At 67.9% G+C, this 7,724-nt stretch carries 7 protein-coding genes; 1 reads left to right on the top strand and 6 read right to left on the bottom strand.

Annotation, left to right across the window (positions count from 1 at the left end; genetic code table 11):
* Nucleotides 1–122: 122 nt before the first annotated feature.
* From BMW72_RS15600 to BMW72_RS15580, 5 genes are all read right to left on the bottom strand, one after another.
* A complete protein-coding gene (locus tag BMW72_RS15600; RefSeq protein WP_092112194.1) occupies nucleotides 123–905 on the bottom strand; it encodes an HpcH/HpaI aldolase/citrate lyase family protein in 783 nt (260 codons plus the stop codon).
* A gap of 167 nt (nucleotides 906–1,072) precedes the next feature.
* Complete coding sequence (locus tag BMW72_RS15595; RefSeq protein ID WP_092112183.1) at nucleotides 1,073–1,579, bottom strand: MaoC family dehydratase; 507 nt, start codon at nucleotides 1,577–1,579, stop codon at nucleotides 1,073–1,075.
* Nucleotides 1,580–1,608: 29 nt separating this feature from the next.
* Nucleotides 1,609–2,775 carry an acyl-CoA dehydrogenase family protein gene (locus tag BMW72_RS15590; RefSeq protein WP_092112182.1) on the bottom strand — a complete coding sequence of 389 codons (1,167 nt, stop codon included), beginning with the start codon at nucleotides 2,773–2,775 and terminating at the stop codon, nucleotides 1,609–1,611.
* A complete protein-coding gene (locus tag BMW72_RS15585; RefSeq protein WP_092112180.1) occupies nucleotides 2,772–4,802 on the bottom strand; it encodes an acetyl/propionyl/methylcrotonyl-CoA carboxylase subunit alpha in 2,031 nt (676 codons plus the stop codon). The genes BMW72_RS15590 and BMW72_RS15585 overlap by 4 nt, the downstream gene beginning before the upstream one ends.
* A 4-nt stretch (nucleotides 4,803–4,806) precedes the next feature.
* Nucleotides 4,807–6,414 (bottom strand): carboxyl transferase domain-containing protein, encoded by a 1,608-nt coding sequence (locus tag BMW72_RS15580; protein WP_092112178.1) that lies wholly within the window; start codon nucleotides 6,412–6,414, stop codon nucleotides 4,807–4,809.
* Between the two features lie 79 nt (nucleotides 6,415–6,493).
* On the opposite strand from BMW72_RS15580, the gene BMW72_RS15575 reads away from it, so the two are divergent.
* Entirely contained in the window at nucleotides 6,494–7,096 is a 603-nt protein-coding gene (locus BMW72_RS15575; protein WP_092112176.1) for an SACE_7040 family transcriptional regulator, read from the top strand.
* 1 nt (nucleotide 7,097) lies between these two features.
* Here BMW72_RS15575 and BMW72_RS15570 read toward each other — a convergent pair whose 3' ends face one another.
* The gene (locus tag BMW72_RS15570) at nucleotides 7,098–7,721 is read right to left on the bottom strand and encodes a LysE/ArgO family amino acid transporter (RefSeq protein ID WP_092112174.1); all 624 of its coding nucleotides are present in this window, start codon (nucleotides 7,719–7,721) and stop codon (nucleotides 7,098–7,100) included.
* Between the last annotated feature and the right edge of the window lie 3 nt (nucleotides 7,722–7,724).

Below are 7,724 nucleotides of genomic sequence, written 5' to 3'. Positions count from 1 at the left end.
GGGACACCCCCGCCGAGCGCTTCGCTAAACTGCTGACTACTGAATAGACCACCCGGTGTTGCAACGACCCCCAGAAACCGCCAGATCATGGGCCCAGTTTCCAAAGGTGGGCCCGGCGCAGCTCAGCGCGCGGCCCGACGCAACACGGCCTCCGCGTGCCGCAGCACCGGGCCGTCGACCATGCGACCCTCGTGCTGGAAGACGCCGCGGGCACTTGCTGCGGCCTCGAGCAGTCCGAGGGCATAGTCCACCTCGGCGGCGGTCGGCTGGTAGGCCGCACGAATGACAGCGACCTGGCTGGGGTGGATGCAGGCGGTCGCGGTGAAGCCGCTCGCGACGGCATCCGCTGCCTCGTCGTGCAGCCCCGCGGCGTCGGTGATGTCGAGGTGCACCGTATCAATGGCGGCCTTGTCGTGTACCCCGGCCGCGAGCAGCACCAGCGACCGGGCCTGGCGCGCGACATCGCGGTAGCGGCCGTCGGCGAACCGGCTGGAGGTGCCGCCGAGGGAGGCGACGAGATCTTCGGCGCCCCACATGAGCGCGACGACGTTGCGTTCGGCGGCGATCTCCGTGGCCGAGATCACGCCGGCGGCGGTCTCACACAGGGCGATCACCCGATACGCCGCGAGCCGTTCCACCTGGCCGGCACTGATGGTCTTGGCGAGCATGACGTCGCGGTAGTCCGTGCGTTCGAGGGCGGCCAGGTCGAGGGCGAAATCGGCCGTGTCGGCCGGATTGATACGCACGATGGTATGGGCCGGGTCAAGCGGTTGCTCGATCAGCGCCCGCCGCGCCGCCGCCCGATCGGCGGGCGCAACGGCGTCCTCGAGGTCGAGGATGACCGCATCGGCCCGCTCGATCGCCTTCACGTAGCGTTCGGGTCGGTCGGCCGGGCAGAACAACAGCGCGGGTCCGAGGCTGAACGGTGCCGGTGTGAACGGGCTGAGCCCGGCCGGACTGCCATCGAACGGGTCTGGGCCCGCCGGCTCACCGAACTCGTCGAACGGGCCCGAATCGAAGGAGCCCCGCTCGAACGGGTCGCCGTCGAACGGGCCGCCGTCGAACGGGCCGCTCACTGCGCTGCCCCTTGGCACCAGACCAGCACCGTGCGTACGGCCGTGCCGACAACGACACCGTGCTGGTTGCGGCCGGAATGTTCCAGGGTGATGATGCCCTGCCCCGGCCGACTCGTCGACAGCCGCTTGTCGGTGACGATGGTCTCCGAGTAGAGGGTGTCGCCGTGATGCAGCGGATGCGGAAAGGTCACGGCCAAAAACCCCAGATTCGCCACGATCGTGCCCTGGGTCAGCTGCGCAACGGAGCTGCCCACCATGGTCGAGAGGGTGAACATGGAGTTGACCAGGCGTTCCCCGAACGGCTGGGTGGCCGACCACGCCGCATCGAGGTGCAGGGCCTGTGTGTTCATGGTCATCGTCGTGAACAGCACGTTGTCGGCCTCGGTCACCGTGCGGCCCGGCCGGTGCTGATAGAGAGCTGTGAGGTCGAATTCTTCGAAGTAGAGGCCGCGTTGTTCGATGACGGTTCGCTCCTCTGCCGACGCGGCTGGGCCCTCGGGCATGCGCTTCTCCTCGGTCTCGTCGTGCCGCGTCAGGCAGCGAACCCGAGCGACCGGGCGATGACCATGAGTTGCACTTCGGTCGTCCCCTCGCCCAGTTCGAGCACTTTGGAATCACGATAGTGCCGGGCGACCGGGTTTTCATTCAGAAAGCCGTAACCGCCGAAGATCTGGGTGGCGTCGCGGGCGTTGTCCATGGCCGCTTCGCTGCCGATCATCTTGGCGATCGACGCCTCCATCTTGAAGGGTTTGCCGTTGATCATTTTCAGCGCCGCGTCGTAGTAGGCGAGGCGGGCGCTGTGTGCGCGCGCCTGCATGCGGGCCAGCTTGAAGGCGATGTGCTGGTTGGAACCGATGGCTCGACCGAACACGTTGCGGCTCTTCGCGTAGCGCACCGACTCGTCCAGGCAGCCCTGCGCCGCCCCGGCGCACAGTGCGGCGAAGGCGATGCGGCCCTCGTCGAGGGTCTGCACGAAGTTGGCGAAACCGCGGCCACGCTCACCGAGCAGGTTCGCTTCGGGTACGCGCACGTTGTCGAAGAGCAGCGGATGCGTGTCGGAGGTGTGCCAGCCGACCTTGTCGTAGGCGGGCAGTACCGTGAAACCGGGTGCCGGCGTCGGCACCAGAATGGCGGTGAGTTCCTTTTTGATCGAACCGTCGCCGCGGGTGGACTGACCGGTGACGGCGGTGACCGTGACCAGCCGGGTGATCTCGGTGCCGGAATTGGTGATGAACTGCTTGCTGCCGTTGATCACCCAGTGGCCGTCCACGAGTTCTGCGGTGGTCTTGGTGCCGGCGGCGTCGGAGCCGGCATCCGCTTCGGTGAGGCCAAATGCGGAGAGGGCTTTGCCGCTCGCGAGCAGCGGCACCCACTCCTGCTTCTGCTGTTCCGTGCCGCGACGGTACACCGGCATGATGCCCAGGCCCACGCCCGCCTCGAGGGTGACGGCGATGCTCTGGTCGACGCGTCCGAGCTGTTCGACGGCGAGGCAGAGCGAGAAATAGTCACTGCCCTGGCCGCCGTATTCTTTTGGGAAGGGCAGGCCGAACAGCCCCATTTCGCCCATCTGGTCGATGATGCCGTAGGGCAGGCTGCGCAGGGTGTCGTACTCGTAGGCGGCCGGCGCGACGACGGTGTCGGCGAAGTCGCGCACCTGGTCGCTGAGGCCCTGCTGGGCGGGGCTGAGTTCGTAGCTCATTGTGGATCTCCCTGGTCTGGGGTGGTTGTGGCATCGGGGGTGACAGTTGCGACAATCTGGTCGAGGCACACGAGCTCGCCGGGGGCGACGCTGATCGTGACGGTTCCCGCGTGGGGCGCCACGAGTTTGTGCTCCATCTTCATCGCCTCGATGGTGGCGAGGGTCTGCCCGGCGATCACGCGATCTCCGCTCGTGACCGGCACCGCGACAACGGTGCCCGGCATCGGGGAGCGCACCTCGGGCTGCAGGGCGCCGGCCACCCGGTCCCGCCCGGCGAGCTGCTCGGCCAGGTGTTCGGCGCGGCTCGGCAGCCCGAGGTCGAAGGCGACGCCATCGTGACCGAGGTAGAGCCGGCCGGTGGTGCGGGCCAGGTCGTAGACGCGAGTTTCTCCCGCGAACTCCACGCGCACACGCCCGGCGTCGATCGGCGCAAATCTGCCGACGGCCAACGCAGCGTCGCCGACCCGAACGGATGCTGCACCCGGCTCCCCGAGAACGGCCACGCTCACCATCGCGCGGCCCACTTTGAGCTCGTACCGAGCGGGGCGGTGCTCACCCAGACGCCAGCCGCTCGGCCGCTGCCAGCTCGAGCTGGCCGCTTCGTTCGCGTCGGCGTGCAGCAGCAGGGCCGCTGCCGCCAGAACGTGGTCGTCGGCTTGCCGAAAGGCGAGATGCGGCAGGGTGCGTTCGATCAGCCCGGTGTCGAGCTGACCGGCGCGAACCATCGGTTCGTGCAGCAGCAGCCGGAGATATTCCAGGTTGGTCTGCACCCCGAGCACGAGGGTGTCGGCGAGGGCACGCTCGAGGCGGGCGATGGCGGTGGCCCGGTCGGGACCCCAGGCCACGACCTTGGCGAGCATCGGGTCGTAGGCACCACCGATCTGCAGGCCGGGCAGTAGGGCGCTGTCGACGCGAATTCCGTCGCCGACGGCCTCGCGGAGGGTCAGCACCGTGCCGGTCATCGGCAGAAAGTCGCGGGTGGGGTTCTCCGCATAGACGCGGGCCTCGATTGCATGCCCATTCAGGCATATATCGCTCTGGGCGAGCCCGAGCGGCTCCCCCGCGGCGATGCGCAGCTGCCAGTCAACGAGGTCGACGCCGGTGACGAGTTCGGTGACCGGGTGTTCGACCTGCAGGCGGGTGTTCATCTCCATGAAAAAGAACTCATCGGGAGCGTCGGCGGCGACCAGGAATTCGACGGTACCGGCCCCGCGATAGTCGACGCTGCGGGCGGCCGCGCAGGCGGCCTCGCCGATGCGTGCCCTGGTGGCCGCGTCGAGCAGCGGTGACGGTGCTTCCTCGATGACTTTCTGGTGGCGTCGCTGCAGCGAGCACTCACGTTCGCCGAGGTGGATGACGGCGCCGTAGTTGTCGGCGAGCACCTGAACCTCGATGTGCCGGGGGGCGGAGACGAGCCGTTCCAGAAAGAGGGTGTCGTCGCCGAACGCGTTCGCGGCAACCCGACGGGCGGTGCGCAGGGCGTCGGCAAGTTGGTCGGCGCTCTCGACGATCTCCATGCCTTTGCCGCCGCCGCCGGCGGAGGGTTTGATCAGCAACGGGTACCCCACCTCGGCGGCGGCCAGGGTGAGCTGCTCGTCGCTGAGCCCCGGCCGTGCGATTCCGGGGATGATCGGCACTCCGAAGCCGGCGACGTGGTTCTTGGAACGGATCTTGTCGCCCATCACGGCCAGCGCGTTAACGCTCGGTCCGATGAAGACGATGCCGGCGTCGGCGCAGGCCCGCGCGAAGGCCTGATTTTCGCTGAGGAACCCGTAGCCCGGGTGAATGGCCTGGGCGCCGGTCTGCGCGGCAGCAGCCAGAATAGCGTCGATGCTGAGGTAGCTCTCGGCCGGGGCGGCGGGTCCAATGCGCACCGCGGCATCCGCTTGCTGAACATGGCGGGCGCCGCGATCGGCGTCGCTGTAGACCGCAACGGAGCGGATGCCCCGCTCCCGCAGCGTGCGCAGGATGCGGCAGGCGATCTCGCCGCGATTGGCGACCAGCACAATATCGAAGAGAGTGGTCATCGGTTCACATCCGAAACAGGCCGAGGGCGGGGACAGGCAGGGGCACCGCGGCGCAAATCTCGAGGGCGAGGCCGAGCACGGTGCGGGTATCGGCCGGATCGATGACGCCATCGTCCCAGAGCCGGGCGGTGGAATAATACGGGCTGCCCTGCTGCTCATACTGGTCGGTGATCGGCTGCCTGAACGCGGCTTCGGCCTCGGCCGACCATTCGTCACCGCGCGCTTCGATCTGCTCGCGTTTCACGGTCGCGAGCACCGCTGATGCCTGCGGGCCGCCCATCACCGAGATGCGGCTGCCCGGCCACATCCAGAGGAAGCGCGGCGAGTAGGCGCGGCCGCACATGGAATAGTTGCCGGCGCCGAATGAACCGCCGATGACAACGGTGAGTTTGGGAACGCGGGTGGTGGCGACGGCGGTGACCATTTTGGCGCCGTGCCGGGCGATGCCGCCGGCCTCGGCATCCTTGCCGACCATGAAGCCCGAGATGTTCTGCAGAAAGATCAACGGGATGCCGCGCTGGTCGCACAGCTCAATGAAGTGGGCGCCTTTCTGCGCCGACTCGGAGAACAGAATGCCGTTGTTGGCGACGATGCCCACCGGATGGCCGTGCAGGTGGGCGAATCCGGTGACCAGGGTGGCGCCGAACTCCCGCTTGAACTCGTGGAATTCGCTCGCATCAACGAGCCGGGCGATGACCTCGTGCACATCGTAGGGCTGCTGCACGTCGACCGGCACGGCGCCATAGAGCTCGTCGATGGGCGCAGCCGGTTCACGCACGGGCAGCACCGGCCAGGCCGACGGCCCGGGCGCGGGCAGGGTCGCGACGATGTCGCGCACAATCTGCAGGGCGTGTTCGTCGTTCTCGGCAAGGTGGTCGGTGACACCGGAGATGCGGGAGTGCAGCTCGCCGCCGCCGAGCTCCTCGGCCGAGACAATCTCCCCGATCGCGGCCTTCACCAGCGGCGGCCCTCCGAGAAAGATCGTGCCCTGGCCCCGCACGATCACGGTCTCGTCGCTCATCGCCGGAACGTAAGCGCCGCCGGCGGTGCAGGAACCAAGCACGGCGGCGAGCTGCGGAATGCGGGCTGCGGACATCCGTGCCTGGTTGTAGAAGATGCGGCCGAAGTGGTCACGGTCGGGAAAGACCTCGTCTTGCCGGGGCAGGAAGGCACCGCCGGAGTCGACCAGGTAGACGCAGGGCAGCCGGTTCTCGAGGGCGATTTCCTGGGCGCGCAGATGCTTCTTGACGGTGAGCGGATAGTAGGTGCCGCCTTTGACCGTGGCGTCATTGCAGATGACGAGCACGGGCCGATTGTGCACGAGACCGATTCCGGCGATGATTCCCGCACCGGGGCTGTCATCGTGGTACAGGCCCGTGGCGGCGAGCGGCGCGATTTCGAGAAAAGGGCTGCCGTCATCGAGCAGCCGGTCGACGCGGTCCCGCGGCAGGAGTTTTCCGCGGGCCACGTGCCGCTGCCTTGAGGTCTCGGGGCCGCCGAGCGCCGCCGAGGCGAGGCGGGAGCGAAGATCGGCGACGAGGGCGCGCTGCGCGCTGTCATTGGCGCGAAAGACGGGAGCATTCGGGTCGAGCTCACTGCTGAGTGCGTGCATCGCCGACTGTCTCCTTTGACTGGCGCCAATCACAGTTAATGATTGGTAACTCAAATTAGGTTAGCTAGTGTTAACTCAAATGTCCAGTATCTTGAGAACCACTCCGCGCAGCCAGGCGAAGGCCGACCGTCGCACCGCCCTGCTTACGGCGGCGGCCACCCTGTTTGCCCGCTCAGGCTTCAACGGTGTCTCGATCGAGGACCTCGGCGCGGCCGTAGGGGTGAGCGGACCGGCGGTCTACCGCCATTTCAGCGGCAAGCCAGCCGTGCTCGCCGCGCTGCTGATCGACGTGAGCGAGGATCTGATCATCGGGGGCCGGTCGGTCGTCACAGCGACAACGGATGCCGTGGCCGCCGTGCAGGGGCTCGTGCGCTTTCACGTGAACTTCGCCCTGGCGAACCCCGACGTGATCCGTGTGCAGGACCGCGATCTCGATAGCCTGGCAGAGCCGGACCGACACCGGGTTCGGGCACTGCAGCGCGAATACGTGGAACTCTGGGTGGGGGTCCTGCAGCGCATTCATCCCGCGATCGACGAGGGACAGCTGCGCATTCGAGCGCACGCCACCTTCGGGCTCCTGAATTCGACCCCGCACAGCGCGCGCGCCGCGGCTCAGCCGGCCGTGCAGGCCCTGCTCGAGGAGATGGCCCTCGCCGCCCTCGGCCTGCCCGTTCAGGTCTGACCTAGGACCCGAGAGCCAGGCGCACGCCGAGGGCGATCATCACCACGGCGATCACCGCATCGAGCACTCGCCACGCTGCCGGCTTGGCGAACATCGGGCGCAGCAGTCGGGCACCGAAGCCGAGCGCACAGAACCAGACGAAGCTGGCCGCGATGGCGCCTCCTGCCCACCACCAGCGTTCTACCGCGCCCTGCTGGTTGGCGACAGCGCCGAGGAACAACACGGTGTCCAGGTAGACGTGCGGATTCAGCCAGGTGAGGGCGAGCGCACTCGCGACGGCGACCCGAATTCCGGTCGTGACCCCGACGCCCGACACGACGAGCACGCCGGGGCGAAGTGCCCGGCGGGCCGCGACGAGGCCGTAGATGATCAGAAAGGCGGAGCCTAGAACGCGTATCACGATGATCGCCACCGGCACAGCGGCCACGACCACCCCGAGGCCGAGCACTCCGGCCAGAATGAGCACGGCGTCCGACAGGGCGCAGATCACGACCACCGGCACGATGACCCGGTTGCGCCCCTCGATGCCGAGGCGCAGCACGAACGCATTCTGCGACCCGATCGCGATGATGAGGGAGAGGCCGGTGGCGAGGCCCAGCAGGGCCGGCAGAAGAGTGGAGGTCACCCG

It is taken from the genome of Cryobacterium luteum, from assembly GCF_900110125.1.
Taxonomy (GTDB): Bacteria; Actinomycetota; Actinomycetes; order Actinomycetales; family Microbacteriaceae; genus Cryobacterium; species Cryobacterium luteum.
This window is presented reverse-complemented; position numbering and strand designations above follow the sequence as displayed.

Excerpts from the sequence above, each read along its gene's own strand:
- BMW72_RS15595 (WP_092112183.1), bottom strand. The coding sequence starts at position 1,579 with ATGCCCGAGGGCCCAGCCGCGTCGGCAGAGGAGCGAACCGTCATCGAA.
- BMW72_RS15590 (WP_092112182.1), bottom strand. The coding sequence starts at position 2,775 with ATGAGCTACGAACTCAGCCCCGCCCAGCAGGGCCTCAGCGACCAGGTG.
- BMW72_RS15585 (WP_092112180.1), bottom strand. The coding sequence starts at position 4,802 with ATGACCACTCTCTTCGATATTGTGCTGGTCGCCAATCGCGGCGAGATC.
- BMW72_RS15580 (WP_092112178.1), bottom strand. The coding sequence starts at position 6,414 with ATGCACGCACTCAGCAGTGAGCTCGACCCGAATGCTCCCGTCTTTCGC.
- BMW72_RS15575 (WP_092112176.1), top strand. The coding sequence starts at position 6,494 with ATGTCCAGTATCTTGAGAACCACTCCGCGCAGCCAGGCGAAGGCCGAC.